The sequence below is a fragment of the Bradyrhizobium sp. i1.15.2 genome, assembly GCF_040548425.1.
Classification (GTDB): Bacteria; Pseudomonadota; Alphaproteobacteria; order Rhizobiales; family Xanthobacteraceae; genus Bradyrhizobium; species Bradyrhizobium canariense.
In genome coordinates, this window is record NZ_JBEPRQ010000013.1 from 1 (window position 1) to 15,621 (window position 15,621).

A 15,621-nucleotide genomic window follows, 5' to 3' on the forward strand; every position below is an offset into this window, starting at 1 on the left:
CTCAAATTGTCGGAAATCCTGCGCCTGCCTTCCATTGGTCTGAGCGCCGCCGAGCTGCAGCATGGGCCGCGCGCTGCGTTATCGTCGCGCACGCCAGTTATCATGATGCGCCTCATGGATGAAACGGCGGCCATGGTGGACGCGCTGGCAGAAGAATTGCGCGGGCAAAACATCGCGCTTCATTTATGCGGCGGACCACGTGGCTCGCTGCCCTGGTTGGCCGCGGATGATCCCGCCACCGACCCGATCACCATGCTGATTCCGGCTTATCGGATGATCGAGCAGACTGCGCGGGCCTGCGGATTTGACCCGGATCGTCCACCTCGCTTGAGCAAGATTACCGAGACGTTCTGACAGCTCACCGCTGAGATGCCGCAGATGTCTCAGCAGGGCACCGCGTCCTTCTGGTAAGTCCCATAGGGGTGCAGAAGGCAAGTTTCTCGGCGTGCCAGCACCGAACATGGCCATGATGTCGCGCGACGGGCCGCCATCGACCAGCCACAGATTGCGTTCGCGAGCAGGCGATACCAGGCCGCGATAGGAGGCCTGCGCGGTCACCGCAAACACCAGCCCTGACAATAATGCGCGGAGATTGCCGTTGGCCGAAAGCACCAAGAGCCGGCTGGCACAGCCCCGCGCCAAAATCATCCCGCAACCGAACATCAGGCCGCCCACGAGAGCGCCAGAGATGCTGCCCTGTTGAGCGAGCTGGCGCGCCTCGGATACATCGAGCCAGCCGAGCGCGACCAGGCCTTGCGTGCCCACCAGCGCCGCGGCAAAGGTCAGGAGCCAGACCGCAAGGCGCGGTCCACCCTCGCCACGGGAGAATTCGACCGCCGCGGCACGCAGGCAGAAGCGGCTGCGCTGGGCGAAGAACCCGAACAGACCTCCGACCAGGAGCCCGCCGAGCCATGACAGCCGGTCTTCACCCAAGAGATCGATGATCGGCGTCAGCACGTCCGCCTCAGCTATTCCTGCGAGCATGCGATTCTAGCGATCTCGGCGTCGCGTCCCATGAGCCAGATCAAAGCGCCAATGCCTCAGGATGCCCGAGCGAAGCGGCCTCATGGCCGTAGATAGGCATATCCCTGCTGCTGCAACTCAGCGAGCCGCACCACGCCGCCCCTCTCGGCCACCACGAAGCCGGGCGTGAGGTCGTCCAGCTCGACGCCCTGCGCCTTCATCGTGTTGGCACAAGCGTCGAAACCGACGCCGGCGTCGACGAGCTTTGTCATCATCGCAATCGTGTGGTCCTGAGCCGCGAGCGCGTGGAAGGCTCGCAGCGCCGGCCCGTGCACCACCAGCCTGATGTCGGCCTTCCCGGATCCGCCGACGCCGTCGACATGGTTCTGCAGATTGCCGAGAACGAAGACGACACGATCGGCATCGGCGAGATGATAGACGACGCGCTGTCGCGCGGACGCTTCCGTCGCCGCGGACGCCTGGTGCACCGCGAAGGCACCAAATAGTCCGGCAAGGCTCGCGCGAAGCATGGATCGACGCTGCATGATCCCCCTCCTATCGTGTCTGCTTGATGAATTCGGCGATGCGGTCGGCGACGTCTTCCGCGAACAGGTCGCGGAAGAAATGATCGGCATCCTCGATCTTGTCGAGCTGGACCCTGCCCCCGCTCGAACCCGCAAGCGGAGCGAATGCGTCTGCCACGTCGGGCACGACATTATCCTTGGTCGCGGCGAGCACCAGCACCGGAAGCTTGATGCGCGCCACCAACGCGGCCGTGTCCTGGCCGGCATCGGGTCCGTAGAATGACGCAAGGGCCCGCGCGGTGACCACGGCATTGCGACAATAGATGAAGCCGGGCACGTCCATCCACTCCCCGCCGCGGCCCGCCGCGACCGCCTTGGTCGCAAGCTCCAGAAACGGCTCGAGCGGCTTGCCATATGTCTTCACGTAGGACGCGCGCAAGTCGGCCTCGGCTTTTGCGGTCACCGGCGCCAGCAGCACCGCACCCGCCAGCGGGGTTTCACTTGCGAGATACCGCGCGACCTGGTTGCCGCCGCGCGAATGGCCGAACGCGAAGACGAGCCGGGACATACCCCCCGCCCGCGCGACCCAGGCGCCGATCTCCGCAACTGCATCCGCAACGACGTAGTCATGCCGCACGGCGCAGTCATACATGCCCTTGCGGCGGTCGAGCCCCAGCGACAGCGTATGGGCGAGCGAAGCGATGCCGCGCTGCTCCAGTGCCTTGGCAACGCCCTGAATGACCTCCATGTCCTTGTGTGCGAGCGTGCCGTGGGTCATCACGACGAGCGGCGTGTCCGGTGTCATCGCAGCGGGTGTGCGCAAGGTCGCGAACGTCGTACGGCCGGCGACCGACTGTTCGAGCTCCTGCTCGACAGCGTTCGCAGGCGCCGCGAGCGCGAGCAAGACCGTCAGTTCCATCAACCATCGCATCGGCGGCTTTCTCCTCAGGGCCGGACAATCGTCCAGTTCTTCTCCGCAAGTTCGATCAGCGCGGCAACCCCGACCTGTGTGACGCTGACGCCCTCGATCAGCGGCGGTCGCTTGTCCTCCTTCGCCGCCAGCGTCTCCAGGGTGTTGCCGCAGGCGATGAAGCTCACATTGGGTATCGATTTCAGGAAGTTCACCAGGCGCTCCTTTACCGGCGAGCGGTCCTCGAGCAGCATGTCGAGACCGCCGTTGAAGGCGACCACTGCGATTTCGACGTCCTCGCCCTGCCCGGAATAATGCCGCGAGACGTTGGCCGCAACATCGAGGACGGCGCGCATCTTGAGCGGGTCGTCGTCACTGATCTGCAGCGCGAGCCCATGAGGTTCAGCCGCATGGGCCGCGGCCGGACGGATCGCGATGAGCAAGCCAACAGCTAGACCGGCATGCAGAAGCGTGCGACGGCTCGCCCGGCCGGTTCTCACTCCACGCCCCGCGACTTCTTCTCCTTGCCGTCCTCGGGCGTCACGTCGATGGCGGCAGCTCGCCCGGTGATCTTCACCGGCGCGATGCAATCCTTCATGCAGGGGTCCTTCTGCCAGAACGACTTCTCACTGGTGGCGCGGTCGTCCATCACGAAGCCCTGCTCGTTCGGCATCTTGATCGCGGCAAGGTTCTTTTTGTTCAGCTCGAAGTTCTGATCGGTAACGACGTCATTGAGATAGAGGACGTAGGCGACCAGCGCATAATATTCATCGACGGACAAGGACCCCGTGTTGCCATAAGGCATGGCGTGCCTGATGTAGTCGAACACGGTTGACGCGTAGGGCCAGTACGAGCCCACGGTCTTGACCGGATTGTCTGAGGTCAGCGAACCCTTGCCGCCGGCCAGAACCGGCCAGCGGCCGTTGCCCTCGCCGAACTCGCCGTGACAGGTCGCGCAATTGTCCATGAACAGTTTCTCGCCCTGCGCGACCGTGCCCTTGCCTTCCGGCAGGCCCTGGCCGTCGGGGCGAACGTCGATGTCCCAGCCGCGGATCTCGTCCGCCGTTGGCGCGCGGCCGATGTGATAGCGCGAACCGCTCTTGGCGTCCGCCTTCTGCTGCGCGAGCGCCGGCGCGTTCAGCGCGCAGGCCGTCGTCAGCGCGGCTGCAATGAGCTTAAGCGACTTCGACATTCTCGACCTCACCATTGGCCTGCACATGCCAGGTCTGGATGCCATTGTTGTGATAGATGGAGTTGACGCCGCGAATCTTGCGCAGTTCGGCCTTGCTCGGTTGCACGTATCCGGTTTCGTCCTGCACCCGCGATTGCAGCAGCAGCGGCTCGCCGTTCCAGTCGAACTCGTAGTAGAAGCGGGTCAGCGCCTTGTCGAGAACGGGCCCGTCGAGCCGCGCCGGCCACCAGTTGCGGCCGCCGTCGAGCGAGACGTCCACGCGCTTGACCTTGCCGTTGCCGCTCCAGGCCAGACCCGAGACGATGGTAAAGCCCTTGCCGTGCCTGATCGGCGCCTGCGGGCTCGGAGACGTGATCACCGACTTGGCGTCCATCGACCAGGTGAAGCGGCGCGCCTTGCCGTTCGGCATCAGGTCCGTGTATTTCGACGTCTCCTCGCGGGTGTGCCAGGGCTGGTCACCGACCTTGATGCGGCGCAGCCACTTGACCCAGAGATTACCCTGCCAGCCCGGCACCACGAGCCGCATCGGATAGCCCTGCTCGGGATACAGCGCCTCGCCGTTCATCTTGTAGGCGATGATGCAGTCGTCGAGTGCCTTCTCGATCGGCAGGCTGCGATCCATCGCGGCCGCATCGGCACCCTCGACCAGCAGCCACTTGCCGCTCGTCTTGACGCCGGCTTCTTCCAGCAAGGTGCGCAGCGAGACGCCGGTGTACTGCACGCAGTGGATCATGCCGTGGGTGAACTGGCAGCCATTGAGCTGGGCGCCGCGCCATTCCATGCCCGAATTCGCCGCGCATTCCATGAAGTGGATGCGGTTGACGCGCGGATAGCGCTTCAGCTCGTCCAGCGTGAGAATGAGCGGACGCTCGACCAGCCCGTGGATCATCAGGCGATGATCGGCCGGATCGACCTCGGCGATGCCGCCGTGATGCCGCTCGAAGCAGAGTCCGCTCGGGGTTATGATGCCTTCGAGCTCGTGCAGCGGCGTGAAGCTCACCGAGGACTCGCGCGAGGCGGTCAGCCATTCGACATCGCGCCGCACGACGTCCTTCTCGAATTTCGACGGCTTGCCGTACGGGCGGACGGCGACGCCCTCGCCGAGCGACTTGGTCCATTCAGGGACGTTGGGCGGCTGGTTGGCAGGATTGCCGGCGCCGGCCGCGGCAGGCTTGGCGAGCACAGACGCTGCAACACCGGCGCCAGCGGCCAGGAAACTGCGTCGGGATTGCCGGGGATTGTCCAACTTCGACATCGCTTCTTACGCTCCGGTAACTTTGACGGCCCTGTTGGGCTCGAGCCGAACGGTTTTCTGTCGCGTCAAATAGTTCGCGACGACGTCCCAGATCGGCGGCCCTTCAGTTCCTTCGTTGACGCTGGCCCAGCCGGCAACCTGGTATTCCCTGGCGGGATCGATCGGCGCGCCGGTCTTGAGAACCTGCATGTCCGAGATGCGGCCGCCTTGCGGCTTGGTGACGTCGATCGCGTAAGACAGTCCGCCGATCCGCACCATGTCGCCGCCTTGCTGATAATAGGGATCGACATTGAAGAGATTGTCGGCGACGTCCTCGATGATCTCCTTCAACCGTGCGCCCGTCATGCCCATGCGATAGACCGCGGGATAGGTGATCGCGGTTGCGTTGGTGACGTCCTCGAAGGTGATGTCCTGCCCCGGCAGCACGCTGGTGCCCCAACGGAAGCCGGGCGACAGCGCGATCTCGGCGTCGCGCTCCTGCATCAGCGCCTGGCAGATCAGATCGTCGAAGGTGCCATTGAAATTGCCGCGCCGGTAGAGCAGCGAGTCGGTCCTGCCGAGCACTTTGGCCAGATCCGCCGCGAAGGGCTTGCGAACCTCGGCGATCTTCGCGGCCATCTCGGCGTCCGCCGCGATCACATCGGAGAACAGCGGAATGAGCTTGTAGCTGTAAGCCTTGACTTCGCCGTCGCGAACGTCGAGATCGAGTCGCGATACGAACTTGCCGGACGAGCCTGACGCGATCAGCAGGGTCTTGCCGACCTTGACAGCTTCGGGCAGCGCGTCATGGGTATGCCCGGTCAGGATAACGTCGATGCCCTTGACGCGGCTCGCAAGCTTACGATCGACGTCAAAGCCATTGTGGGAGAGCAGCACGACGAGTTGCGCGCCGCCCCTGCGCGCCTTGTCGACCTGCGCCTGAACGTCCTCCTCGCGCACGCCGAACGACCAGTTCGGAATCATCCAGCGCGGATTGGCGACCGGCGTATAGGGGAACGCCTGGCCGAGCACCGCGATCTTGACGCCGCCACGCTCGATCGTGGTCGAGGCGTCGAAAGCCGCCTCGTTCCATTCGGTGTCGCGGATATTGAGGCCGAGGAACGGAAAGCCGAGGCCTTCGATGGCCTGCCTGACTCGCTCGGTGCCGTAGGTGAACTCCCAATGCCCGGTCATGGCGTCAGGCTTGAGCAGCGCCATGCAGTCGATCATGTCCTGGCCGCGCGTCTTCAGCGACGACCACGAGCCCTGCCAGGTGTCGCCGCCGTCGAGCAGCGCGACCTTGTCGCCGCGCTCGGCGCGGATCGCCTTGATCACGGTCGCGGCGCGATCGAGGCCGCCGATCCGACCATAGCTCCTGGCGAGTGCCTCGAAATCCTCCGAGGTCAGGGCATATGCCGCCGACGAGCCGGGCGCGATGCCGAAACGGGAGAGAAACTCCTTGCCGCTGACGTGCGGCGGAACGCCCTTGGCCTCGCCCACCCCGAGATTGGTCGAGGGCTCGCGGAAATAGAGCGGCATCAGCTGGCCGTGGATATCGGTCACGTGCACCAGCGTGACGTTGCCGAGCGGCTCGAAGACCAGCAGGTCCTTTTCGGTCAGGCGCTGCTGGGCAACCGCCCGACTGAGGCCGGAACCTGCGCCGGCCGAGAGTGCCGCCGTTGCAGCGGCAACCTGAATGAACTCGCGGCGAGAGATCATGCGCAATACTCCTGCAGGTTCATCGTTTCAGTTGCGGACGGACGGCGTCTCGACCGGCAAGCCGATGCCGCGCCAGGCCACATAGAGCTCGAGCGCGAGGAACTCGTCCGAGAGCGGCTTAAACGGCTCGGCCCGCACGTCGAACATGCAGCCCTCGAACCGCTCATGCAGCGGCACCACACGCTGGTCGCGCAGCCGATAGGTCGGAAAGCCGTTGGTCTGGCCCTGGCTCAGGAAATCGGCGCGCATGAACTTGCCGTTGTTGCGCTCGTGGCAGGATTCGCAGGCGAGATCGAGCTGACCATAGCGCGTGTAATAGATCTGCTTGCCGCGCTCGAACCAGGGCGACATCGGCCCGTCGGTCTTCACCGAGACTTTCATGCCGTGCGACTGATAGCGCACGAAAGTCGTCATGTCGGTCAGCTCCTGGGATTTGAATTTCCAGGGCTCCGCCTTCATGTGCTCGCTGCGGCAGATGTTGATGCGCTGCTCGAGATTGACCGGCTTCTTCAGCTTGTCGTCCCATTTCGGCATCGCCGCGCCGACACCCTTCATGCTGGTCTCGGCCTCGCCGTGGCAGCTCATGCAAGACTTGCCCTCGCCGCCCTCGACCTTCTTCCAGACATCCGCCGCGCGTTCGACGGCGAGGAAGCCGGGGTTCTCCAAATCGTCGTCCTGCAGCGCCCGCGTTTCCTTGCTGCGGAACTGGTAGCCGGAGATGATGGTCTTGAAGACGTGTCCGGGGGGCGCCGGGATGCCCTTGCGTTCGACCTCCTGCGCGGAGGCACATGTCGCTACCGATGTAGCCGCGGCGACCGCGACGGCGAATCCAATATATCGCGACAGCATCCGCCCTCTCCCTCTCCGGCGTTACGCCTTGAGCGCGATCTTCTCTTCGGCCGTGATCACCGAGCCGTCGTCGTCGGTCCAGGCGAACTTGAACGTTCCGGATTCGTCGATCCTGGCATCGAACTGGACGTAGGGATTGGCCGAGATCGCCGGCTCGAGTGCGCAGGAGAACACCGGCTTGCCGTTGAACTCGCAGGCGAACTTGTTGATGATCTTGCGCGGAATGGTCTTGCCCTGCGCGTCCTTGCGCTGGCCCGATTCCATCAGATGCGAGACCAGGGTCTTGATCTGGATGACCTCGCCCTTGGCCGCTTCCTTCGGAAGCTTGATGCGCGGTTTGTCTGCCATTGTTTCTCTCCTGAAGCTCTTAGCCGCCGCAGCCGCCGATGGTGACCTTGACGGTCTTCTGCTCCGTGAACAGCGACCCGTCGCTCATCTTCGCGACCGCAACCACGTTCTGCGTGGTCGCGAGCCGGATCCGGATCGAGGCTTCCGCCTTGCCGGACAGCGGCGTGAACGACAGCGTCGCGACGCCCGCATTCGGATTGCCGTCCGCGATGATCAGAACGTCCGTGACGTGGGACTCCGCGGTCATCGGGCTATCGATATTGATCGACAGCGGCACGGTGTTGCCGTTCTCCGCGATCTCCGGCAGGTCGAGCGCGATCTTGCCCTTGACCGGCTGCTTGCCGCCGGTGAACTTCTCGATCCACTTCGCCGCGTCATTCGTCACTTCGGCATCGGCCGCCATCGGCATCAGCGTCAGCATGATGAAGCCGCCCCCGAGTGCAAATGCCTGCCGTCGATTGATGGCTTTCATTCCGATCCTCCTCGCCGTCAGTTCAGCGTCTTGAGATAAGCGATAACGTCCTCGACCTGCGCGGCCGTCAGAATGGACTTGCCGGCGAATTCCGGTCGCACCCGGCTGAGGCCCTCGTTCCTGAAGAACGCCGGCATGACCGTGTTGGTGAAGATGCGCTTGGGGTCGGCGACGATGAGGCGCAATTGCGCCTCGGTGTAGCGGCCGGCGACACCGTCCAGGGACGGACCGAACTCGCCGTGGAATTCCTCGGACTTCAGGCTGGTGACCTGATGGCAGGCCAGGCAGTTGCCGAGCGTGCGTGTCAGAAACACCTTCCTGCCGGCGGCGGCATTGCCGGGCGCGCCGGTCAGGGATTTCGGCAAGGAATCGTCGACGATTTCGAGCCTGATGGGCTCCTTGATTGGCTCTCGCATCGGCTGCTGGGCGAGACCGCCGCCAGCCGACAGGCAAAGTGCAAACGCAGCCGCAAGCGAGCGCCGCATGTTTCCTACCCTTGGGATCGCGGGGTGACGCCCGCTCTTGATGGCGATGGACTGACGGACCATCAAATTCAAGTATTATGATATGATCATATGAAAGGCGGCGTCAAGCGAAATCCGAACGACGCGTCCGGTCAGCCATTCCCGGCCAGGAAATCCCGGAACGAGCCGCGCTCATAGGCACGCTCCCGCACGAAGCGAAACATCGAAAGGAAGTGCTGCGGCTTGAGATAGCCGGGCGCCCGCGCCACTTCGCGCGCGATCGCGTCCTTGGCTTCGAGACCGTCGGGGGATGGCGGAAAGAATTGAAAGGTCGGCGTGAACCGGATCCCGTATTTCTGGGCGAGCTCTTTCTCGGATAATTCCTGGCGGTCGAAGTCGGTCACCTTGCGCGAGCCGATCAGATTGAGCTGCAACACCTCGAAATTGTCGCGGATGTAGCTCGCGATGCCGGCATCGGCGAAGTTCACCAGATGCGTCTCGCGGCAATAGGGACAGCCGCGCAGCTCCCACATGATGGCGAGGCGCTTGCCGCCAGCGGCCGCACTCTCCAGGTCCTCGCGCAGATCGAGGAAGCTCTGCAGAAACCAGGGCTCATGATAGAGCCCGTCTTCTCCAGGCGTGGGCTCGGCCGCCGCCACGCCGCGGCCGGCCCAGGCCGCGCCAAATGCGAATGCGAGAAGGCCGCGCCGCGTCGGCATGCGAAGCGACGTCGGGGTTTTCTGCGTTGGAAGATCTTGCGCGCTGCTCATTTTCATCATGATATTCGAATACACGAATGTGACAAGGAGTTCCGATCTTGCGCTGCACCATAGTGCTGCTGGCATGGCTGGCGTCGAACGCAATCGCGCTCGGCGCAGGAGCCGACAGACCTGCGGATTTCGCGACGGCGATGACGCCGATCATGGCCAATCTGCGCACCGCCGCGAGCTATGCGCGCACCGGAAACGTCGCGCTGGCGCAGATCGAGACCGATGAGGCGGTCGCCAGGTGGAAACGGCTCGGGCCGGACAGCTCCAATCCCCTGCCCGCTTACGCGCCGGCCGAACTGTCAGGATTTCTCGACCGGGGGCGCGAACGGCTCGTGACGGCAACGGGCGCCCTCGACCGCGGGGACGACGTCGCCGCCGGCCGCGAATTACTTGCGCTTCGGCAGGCTTTTCACGAGCTCAGGCGTCACGCAGGCCTGTACGATCTCGGCGATTGCATCTTCGAGATCGCGCCCGCCATGGAGGCGTTGCGTGTCGCGGCTGTCAGGCACGGCGAACGGCCGGCGCCGGTGAACGCCGAGGAGACCGTTGCCGCCGCGAGCGCATTCCGCGATCGGCTCATACGCTGCAACGAATGGGTAAATGGCGAGATCGCTGCCCAAGGTGAATTCCGTCGCCTGATCGATGGCGCAATCGCCAGCAGCCAAGAGATCGCTCATGCCGCGATGGCGGGCGACGGGTCCCTCGTGCATCGCTACCTCATCGAGCTGCAGTCCTTTGCCCAGTTGCTCGACTTTCGTTACGGCTAGAGCGCGATGCGATGAGGATGAATCGTCATTGCGCTTTAGGTTGTTGTTTAAGCATAATCTGCGCGCAAACGCGTTCCGCGTTTGTCGCGAGGGAAAACTGCTGCGCACTTTTCCGGATCATGCTTTAGCCGATGCGGGTCAATCCAGGAAAATGCTTCAGCAGCCATTCCGAGACGGTGGGCATCAATCCGGTCAGGAACATCAGGCCGGTCGCGACCAGGAAGACGCCCATCGTCTTCTCGATCAGGCCGAGATGCCGGCGCACACGGCCGAGCGCGGCCATGAAGCGACCGGTGAAGGCAGCCGCGACCAGGAAGGGAATGCCGGTCCCGATCGAATAGGCGAAGAGCAGTAGCGCGCCCCGTCCGGTCGTATCCTCGGAGCCGGCCATCAGCAGCACGGCGGCGAGAATCGGTCCCGCGCAGGGCGTCCAGCCAAACGCAAATGCCAGGCCCATGACGAAGGCTCCCGCCACGCCGGCCGGACGGTTGTCGACCTGCACGGTCGCACTGCGATAGAGCAGCGGAATCCTGAATAGCCCCACAAAATGCAGGCCCATGACGATAATCAGGGCGCCGGCGACGATGCCGAGCGTCGACAGATGCGCCGAGATGAAGCGTCCCGCGATCGACGCGGTCGAGCCGAGCACGACGAAGACCAGCGAGAAGCCCGCCACGAAAGCCAGCGCGGAGATCAGGATGCGCGGCCGCAGATCCGGCCTGCCGCCGGACAGATCGGTGACCGATACGCCGGCCATGTAGCACAGGAAGGGCGGTACCAGGGGCAGAATGCACGGCGACAGAAACGACAACAGGCCGGCGACAAAGGCCGCGCCAAGCGTGACGTCCAAGGTCATTGCGCCTCATCCCTAGCACATATACGAATTTAATGATATAAAGCGCCGAGGACGTTACAAGCAAGCCGTTTACAAGCAAGTCCACGAGGCCGGTGACGCAGCATGACCAGAATCATCATTTTGCTCGCAATCGCGGTCGGGCTCGCGCTGCCCGTGACGGCGTCGCGCGCCGCCGAGCTCGTCATGTTCGAGCGGGCCGGCTGCGCCTGGTGCGCGCGCTTCAACGCCGAGATCGCGCCGATCTACGCCAAGACCGGGGAAAGCCGGGCCGCACCCCTGCGCCGGGTCGACCTCAACGGTCCCCTTCCCGCCGATCTCACTGGAATCGATCCGGGTGCCTTCACGCCGACCTTCGTCGTGGTACAAGAAGGCCGAGAGATCGGGCGCATTCGCGGCTATCCTGGGGATGCCTTTTTCTTCGGCCTCCTGGACCGAATCCTGTCAAGCACGGGATCGGAGCTTAAGGGGTCGTGACCGTTCTTGCGGGTTTTGCTCAGGAGAATTTGACGCGATGCCGTTGCCAAAGCTGAAGGAGATCGAGGGCTCCGTCGAACTCGAGCAGATGATCGAGAAGGCGCGCGAGGCGAGCGACATGCTCAAGGCGCTGTCGCACGAGTCCCGATTGCTGCTGCTCTGCATCCTCGCCGAGGGCGAGAAATCCGTGACCGAGCTCGAGCAGTTCCTGGGCGAGCGACAATCGACCGTCTCGCAGCAGCTGGCGCGGTTGAGGCTCGATCGGCTGGTAACGACTCGCCGCGACGGCAAGACGATCTACTACAGTCTCGCGAGCGAGGACGTCCGCAAGATTCTCACTGCCGTTTACGACGTGTTCTGCGAGCCGGTGCGCCGGCGCCGCCGGTAATTTTCCGCGCTGGCTTTTCGCGACCCACCGGCGCAGACTACCCGCGAGGCAGAACCAACAGATGCCGGGGAATGCTGAGCACATCGACCATAGCGTTTGCATGTGGGCTTGCCGCCGGCGCCGTGCTCGGCGTTGCCGGCCGCGCCGGCCGTTTTTGCACGCTGGCGATGTTCGAGGATGCGTTCTTCGGATCGGATTTTCGCCGGCTGAAATCCTTTGCACTGGCAGCGGCGGTCGCCCTGCTCATGACCCAAGCGCTGGCCGAGTTCGGCATCGTAGACCTGTCGCGGTCGATCTATCTCACAGCATCGATCGGCCTCGGCGGCGCGATCATCGGCGGGCTGATGTTCGGCGTCGGAATGGCGCTGGTCGGGACCTGCGGTTTCGGCACGCTGGTGCGCATCGGCGGTGGCGATCTACGCGCCATCGTGGTCTTTCTAGTGCTCGGCCTGTCCGCGCTCGCGACCATGCGCGGCATCACCGGCATGCTCCGCGTGAAGCTGATCGAGCCATTGTCGGTGCGCCTCACCGAAGGCAACAATCAGACGCTAACTTCGCTGCTCGGGGCCGGCAGCACGATGCGCGCAATCCTCGTCGTGTCGATTGCCGCCGCGCTCACTTTCTGGGCGCTCGCGGATGGCCGGCTGATCCGGTCGCCGCGACTATTGGTCTCCGGTCTTGCCGTCGGCGCCGCTATTACGTTCGGATGGTTCGCGACGGGGTGGCTCGCGGATGACGAATTCGATCCCGCGCGCGTCTCCTCGCTCACCTTCGTTGCCCCGCTTGGCGACACCATCCTCTACATCGCCACCTTCTCCGGCGCGCGGTTGAATTTTGGCATCAGCTCGGTCGCCGGCGTCGTCGTCGGCTCGTTTGCCGCCGCCATGCTCGGGCGCGGCTTTCGCTGGGAGGCTTGCGACGACGCCCGTGAATTGAAGCGTCACATGAGCGGCGCGCTTCTGATGGGTATTGGCGGCATCATGTCGATGGGCTGCACCATCGGGCAGGGATTGGCCGCATTCTCAACGCTCGCTCTCTCGGCGCCGATCACAATGCTGGCGATTGCCGTCGGAGCGCGGCTCGGGCTTGAGTTCACGATGACTGGCGAGTGGCTGCCGGCAGTGCGCAAGCTGTTTGGCGTCTCGACATAGTCGGAAAACCACCGCTTCTGCACATGTGGCCGGAATTCGAAGCGACTTCGCCAAGAAGCAGTCAGCTCTCGACGGCTTCACCCTTGGTCCAAGCCGACGCAATTACTACTATTGGAAGCGTCCGCGATCGTCAAAGGTACACATCGCATAAAATCGCAGTCCGGCGCGCAAAATCGTGGCCCACGGTAGAGGGCGTGACTGGTCCCCAATACGATTGTCCTCACCGCAAAACAGTCGCGACAACACGCCAAGCCGAGCTCTCGTTGATAACGGGCATCAGCCGCCTTCACGCAAGCACCCAGCTATAGACCCAGCATCCCTTCAGAGAGTCAGAGAGTGAATACCCCACTCTTGCTGACGATAGATTTTTCTTGATCTCCCGGTGCACACGACGCCATCTAACCGGTTGAAAAACCCGTGCTCTCGCTCCAGTCCATGATGGGGAAGTTTGATTTAACTCGGGCAATCGTGATCCAACTGGACACTGTCAACAATGACATTCGTCGTTGAAGCAGTCCGCTCGATTGCAGTCCCCGCGATCGCACGATCCACGCAGGTTTCAGATCTCGGAGGCGCAGCCACCGATACCGACATTCGGTTCAGATTACCATCTGACTGAGCGAGCCCAGCGTCCCGAACGCAGCGAACAACTTCTAAGTCGTTGATTTTTCTTGATCTGGATGGCCTTTCCGTCCCGTTTTGTTCACGCTCGTTTCGTCCAATCGTTGCGATTTCGTTGCGGCGGCAGTCAGGGAGAACGGCGCTCGGCGCGTCATTGGGATCTTGGACTGGCGGCCGAGCAGCCGAGGCCTGCGAGGGTAAGCGCATTAGACTATGCCGTGATCTGTCGGGGATCGAGTCACTAGACCGCCACATTGCTAAACCCACCGCCGTGGAGGCGCTGTTCTCCTACCGGGGGGCAGCTTAACTCCCAACCCCTGGTGTTGGATAAGAGGGGCATTGGCCGGGTCTCGAATGCTGCCCGCTTCTGCAAGCTCAAACCTTCGCGCTACAGAGCCGTCGTTTCGCATTGAGACCTTCCGTTTGCTCCACGCTCACTTATTGCTTCGACAAGTCCAGGGTCGATCGGCAGCGAGGCGAAGGGCATGTAGAAGAAGGGCGCAGCCTGAACATTGCATGACCAATGCCTGTTTTGGTGCACCTCGCGAAATGCGATCAGGTGCCCCGCTTCCCTGCGGAAACATCCCAAAGCTCACTGCCCTGAACCGATCGCGGGAGGAGCAACAGCACGAGAATCGCGGCCAGGATCGGCACGGCCGCCGCCAAGACGATGGATTTCGGAGACCAGCCAAGCGAGAACAGCAGACCAACGAAAGCAGGCCCGACGATCGAACCGATCCGCCCCGCTGCCGCAGAGAAGCCGACGCCGTTGGTTCGCAATGGCGCGGGATAGATTGAGACGGCCAGCGCCGACTGGCCGACCGAACAGGCGATAAGCCCGGCGCCGGCACCTAGAATCAGCGCCCAGACCCACGACGTCGTCGCCCAAAGCGCGATTCCAGTTACGCATAGCCCAGCCGTCGACGCGGCAATCCTCATCACGCTGGTGACGGCGAAGCGGCCCACCAGCGACACGACAATCAAATTGGCGATGAGGCCGCCGGCGCTGAAGAAGCCGACCGCGAACTGGCCGTCCGCGGCCGGAAAGCCGAACCCGATCAGCAGCGGGGGCAGCCAGAAGATGAGTGCATAGGCGTCGGCGAAGATGAGAAATGAAAAGACCCAGAGACCTGCGGTTCGACTGCCGAGCGAACCGGCAAATATGCTTGAGATGAGCTTCAGATTTCCCGCCATACGCTTGTCGCCCGCCGCCGTTGCCGCAGCATCGGCTTCATCTGACGCAGGCAGCCAGCGCAACAGTACAAGTGACAGCAACAATGGAAGCGCGCCTCCGAAGTAGAACAGTGACTCCCAGCCATACTTTCTGGTCAGAAGGCCGCCAAGCGCACCGCCTAGGGCCCCACCCGCAGCAAGTCCCGTTCCGACCACGATCGTGGCGGCAGCTCGCAGCGTGACGGGTGCCTGCAAGACCGCGATCGCCACGGCCGAGGGAAGTGCAGCGCCAAGTCCTATGGCCGTGACAAGGCGGAGGATGGACAGGACAATAATCGAACTCGCAAAGGGGGTTGCCAAGGTGAGCACCCCGAATCCAATCACGCTGAAAATCAACACACGTCGGGGCCGCCATCGGGCCACCAGATAGCCGGAAGCCAGATATCCTAACACGGCTCCGATGCTTGTCATGATAAATGGCAGTGTCAAGGACGCTGTCGACACGCCGAAGTGAGCCGCGATTGCCGGACCGGCGACTCCGATGGAGCCCGTATCAAGGCCGTCGAGCAATATCGCTAGGAAACACAACAGCAAGGTTTTGAGAAAGGACGGCTGAAGACTTTCGGAAACAGCCGGAGAGGCGCTTGCGACGCTTGCCGCATCGCCCCTTCCAATCACATCCATCTTGTTCGTCAAGCTCATCCCCCGATGACTACGTTGTCTCGCGCATTCGTTTGTTAAAAGAT

At 63.2% G+C, this 15,621-nt stretch carries 17 protein-coding genes and 1 pseudogene; 4 read left to right on the plus strand and 14 right to left on the minus strand.

Going from position 1 to position 15,621, the window contains the following annotated elements:
• Window positions 1-414: 414 nt before the first annotated feature.
• From ABIB80_RS22550 to ABIB80_RS22605, 12 genes and pseudogenes are all read right to left on the minus strand, one after another.
• Window positions 415-957: pseudogene (locus ABIB80_RS22550) on the minus strand (YeeE/YedE thiosulfate transporter family protein); the annotation flags it as partial.
• Window positions 958-1,064: 107 nt separating this feature from the next.
• Window positions 1,065-1,508 (minus strand): DsrE family protein, encoded by a 444-nt coding sequence (locus ABIB80_RS22555; protein WP_007601182.1) that lies wholly within the window; start codon window positions 1,506-1,508, stop codon window positions 1,065-1,067.
• Between the two features lie 10 nt (window positions 1,509-1,518).
• Entirely contained in the window at window positions 1,519-2,418 is a 900-nt protein-coding gene (locus ABIB80_RS22560) for an alpha/beta hydrolase (protein WP_354128401.1), read from the minus strand.
• 14 nt (window positions 2,419-2,432) lie between these two features.
• Entirely contained in the window at window positions 2,433-2,840 is a 408-nt protein-coding gene (locus ABIB80_RS22565) for a DsrE family protein (RefSeq protein WP_354128402.1), read from the minus strand.
• A gap of 53 nt (window positions 2,841-2,893) precedes the next feature.
• Window positions 2,894-3,589 (minus strand): c-type cytochrome, encoded by a 696-nt coding sequence (locus ABIB80_RS22570; protein WP_007601692.1) that lies wholly within the window; start codon window positions 3,587-3,589, stop codon window positions 2,894-2,896.
• Window positions 3,573-4,844, minus strand: a complete 1,272-nt coding sequence (soxC, locus tag ABIB80_RS22575) for a sulfite dehydrogenase (RefSeq protein ID WP_354128403.1) — start codon at window positions 4,842-4,844, stop codon at window positions 3,573-3,575. Before soxC ends, ABIB80_RS22570 begins: the two co-directional genes overlap by 17 nt.
• 6 nt (window positions 4,845-4,850) lie before the next feature.
• The gene (gene soxB / locus ABIB80_RS22580) at window positions 4,851-6,542 is read right to left on the minus strand and encodes a thiosulfohydrolase SoxB (RefSeq protein ID WP_354128404.1); all 1,692 of its coding nucleotides are present in this window, start codon (window positions 6,540-6,542) and stop codon (window positions 4,851-4,853) included.
• Between the two features lie 27 nt (window positions 6,543-6,569).
• The gene (gene soxA / locus ABIB80_RS22585; protein WP_007601689.1) at window positions 6,570-7,391 is read right to left on the minus strand and encodes a sulfur oxidation c-type cytochrome SoxA; all 822 of its coding nucleotides are present in this window, start codon (window positions 7,389-7,391) and stop codon (window positions 6,570-6,572) included.
• Window positions 7,392-7,412: 21 nt separating this feature from the next.
• Window positions 7,413-7,739 (minus strand): thiosulfate oxidation carrier complex protein SoxZ, encoded by a 327-nt coding sequence (gene soxZ, locus ABIB80_RS22590; RefSeq protein ID WP_007601688.1) that lies wholly within the window; start codon window positions 7,737-7,739, stop codon window positions 7,413-7,415.
• Window positions 7,740-7,758: 19 nt separating this feature from the next.
• Window positions 7,759-8,211, minus strand: a complete 453-nt coding sequence (gene soxY, locus ABIB80_RS22595; RefSeq protein ID WP_007601687.1) for a thiosulfate oxidation carrier protein SoxY — start codon at window positions 8,209-8,211, stop codon at window positions 7,759-7,761.
• A gap of 17 nt (window positions 8,212-8,228) precedes the next feature.
• Complete coding sequence (soxX, locus tag ABIB80_RS22600) at window positions 8,229-8,627, minus strand: sulfur oxidation c-type cytochrome SoxX (protein ID WP_354128513.1); 399 nt, start codon at window positions 8,625-8,627, stop codon at window positions 8,229-8,231.
• A gap of 200 nt (window positions 8,628-8,827) precedes the next feature.
• A complete protein-coding gene (locus tag ABIB80_RS22605; protein ID WP_354128514.1) occupies window positions 8,828-9,394 on the minus strand; it encodes a SoxW family protein in 567 nt (188 codons plus the stop codon).
• A gap of 203 nt (window positions 9,395-9,597) precedes the next feature.
• Between ABIB80_RS22605 and ABIB80_RS22610 the strand changes: the two genes are divergently transcribed.
• Window positions 9,598-10,212: a hypothetical protein gene (locus tag ABIB80_RS22610; protein ID WP_354128405.1), complete on the plus strand. Its 615-nt coding sequence runs from the start codon at window positions 9,598-9,600 to the stop codon at window positions 10,210-10,212.
• A gap of 124 nt (window positions 10,213-10,336) precedes the next feature.
• Here ABIB80_RS22610 and ABIB80_RS22615 read toward each other — a convergent pair whose 3' ends face one another.
• A complete protein-coding gene (locus ABIB80_RS22615; protein WP_354128406.1) occupies window positions 10,337-11,068 on the minus strand; it encodes a cytochrome c biogenesis CcdA family protein in 732 nt (243 codons plus the stop codon).
• A 102-nt stretch (window positions 11,069-11,170) separates the two neighbouring features.
• Here ABIB80_RS22615 and ABIB80_RS22620 point away from each other — a divergent pair, with 102 nt between their 5' ends.
• The 3 genes from ABIB80_RS22620 (at window position 11,171) to ABIB80_RS22630 (ending at window position 13,081) form a co-directional block, all read left to right on the plus strand.
• Complete coding sequence (locus tag ABIB80_RS22620) at window positions 11,171-11,542, plus strand: thioredoxin (protein WP_354128407.1); 372 nt, start codon at window positions 11,171-11,173, stop codon at window positions 11,540-11,542.
• A gap of 37 nt (window positions 11,543-11,579) precedes the next feature.
• Window positions 11,580-11,930 carry an ArsR/SmtB family transcription factor gene (locus ABIB80_RS22625; RefSeq protein ID WP_007601673.1) on the plus strand — a complete coding sequence of 117 codons (351 nt, stop codon included), beginning with the start codon at window positions 11,580-11,582 and terminating at the stop codon, window positions 11,928-11,930.
• Between the two features lie 71 nt (window positions 11,931-12,001).
• Window positions 12,002-13,081, plus strand: coding sequence for a YeeE/YedE family protein (locus ABIB80_RS22630; RefSeq protein WP_354128408.1), 1,080 nt, complete (start codon window positions 12,002-12,004; stop codon window positions 13,079-13,081).
• Between the two features lie 1,176 nt (window positions 13,082-14,257).
• Here ABIB80_RS22630 and ABIB80_RS22635 read toward each other — a convergent pair.
• Window positions 14,258-15,571, minus strand: coding sequence for an MFS transporter (locus tag ABIB80_RS22635; RefSeq protein ID WP_354128409.1), 1,314 nt, complete (start codon window positions 15,569-15,571; stop codon window positions 14,258-14,260).
• Between the last annotated feature and the right edge of the window lie 50 nt (window positions 15,572-15,621).

Excerpts from the sequence above, each read along its gene's own strand:
- ABIB80_RS22615 (WP_354128406.1), bottom strand. The coding sequence starts at position 11,068 with ATGACCTTGGACGTCACGCTTGGCGCGGCCTTTGTCGCCGGCCTGTTG.
- ABIB80_RS22625 (WP_007601673.1), top strand. The coding sequence starts at position 11,580 with ATGCCGTTGCCAAAGCTGAAGGAGATCGAGGGCTCCGTCGAACTCGAG.
- ABIB80_RS22605 (WP_354128514.1), bottom strand. The coding sequence starts at position 9,394 with ATGCCGACGCGGCGCGGCCTTCTCGCATTCGCATTTGGCGCGGCCTGG.
- ABIB80_RS22610 (WP_354128405.1), top strand. The coding sequence starts at position 9,598 with ATGGCCAATCTGCGCACCGCCGCGAGCTATGCGCGCACCGGAAACGTC.
- soxA (WP_007601689.1), bottom strand. The coding sequence starts at position 7,391 with ATGCTGTCGCGATATATTGGATTCGCCGTCGCGGTCGCCGCGGCTACA.
- ABIB80_RS22620 (WP_354128407.1), top strand. The coding sequence starts at position 11,171 with ATGACCAGAATCATCATTTTGCTCGCAATCGCGGTCGGGCTCGCGCTG.
- ABIB80_RS22555 (WP_007601182.1), bottom strand. The coding sequence starts at position 1,508 with ATGCAGCGTCGATCCATGCTTCGCGCGAGCCTTGCCGGACTATTTGGT.
- soxZ (WP_007601688.1), bottom strand. The coding sequence starts at position 7,739 with ATGGCAGACAAACCGCGCATCAAGCTTCCGAAGGAAGCGGCCAAGGGC.
- soxC (WP_354128403.1), bottom strand. The coding sequence starts at position 4,844 with ATGTCGAAGTTGGACAATCCCCGGCAATCCCGACGCAGTTTCCTGGCC.
- ABIB80_RS22560 (WP_354128401.1), bottom strand. The coding sequence starts at position 2,418 with ATGCGATGGTTGATGGAACTGACGGTCTTGCTCGCGCTCGCGGCGCCT.
- soxB (WP_354128404.1), bottom strand. The coding sequence starts at position 6,542 with ATGATCTCTCGCCGCGAGTTCATTCAGGTTGCCGCTGCAACGGCGGCA.
- soxY (WP_007601687.1), bottom strand. The coding sequence starts at position 8,211 with ATGAAAGCCATCAATCGACGGCAGGCATTTGCACTCGGGGGCGGCTTC.
- ABIB80_RS22630 (WP_354128408.1), top strand. The coding sequence starts at position 12,002 with ATGCTGAGCACATCGACCATAGCGTTTGCATGTGGGCTTGCCGCCGGC.
- soxX (WP_354128513.1), bottom strand. The coding sequence starts at position 8,627 with ATGCGAGAGCCAATCAAGGAGCCCATCAGGCTCGAAATCGTCGACGAT.
- ABIB80_RS22570 (WP_007601692.1), bottom strand. The coding sequence starts at position 3,589 with ATGTCGAAGTCGCTTAAGCTCATTGCAGCCGCGCTGACGACGGCCTGC.